Here is a 291-nt window from a genome sequence, read left to right on the forward strand (position 1 = left end):
TTTTAAACTTAAACCTGACTGTCATTGTACATCGAAATATCTGAATAACCTCATTGAGCAAGATCACCGTCATATTAAAGTAAGAAAGACAAGGTATCAAAGTATCAATACAGCAAAGAATACTTTAAAAGGTATTGAATGTATTTACGCTCTATATAAAAAGAACCGCAGGTCTCTTCAGATCTACGGATTTTCGCCATGCCACGAAATTAGCATCATGCTAGCAAGTTAAGCGAACACTGACATGATAAATTAGTGGTTAGCTATATTTTTTTACTTTGCAACAGAACC

General features: G+C 34.0%; 1 protein-coding gene. It reads left to right on the plus strand.

What is annotated here, in order from left to right:
* A partial coding sequence (locus tag D9V42_RS14895; protein WP_133062719.1) for a DDE-type integrase/transposase/recombinase occupies window positions 1–232 on the plus strand: 232 nt, incomplete at its 5' end.
* Between the last annotated feature and the right edge of the window lie 59 nt (window positions 233–291).

Source organism: Staphylococcus pseudoxylosus (assembly GCF_003697915.1).
GTDB classification, from domain to species: Bacteria; Bacillota; Bacilli; order Staphylococcales; family Staphylococcaceae; genus Staphylococcus; species Staphylococcus pseudoxylosus.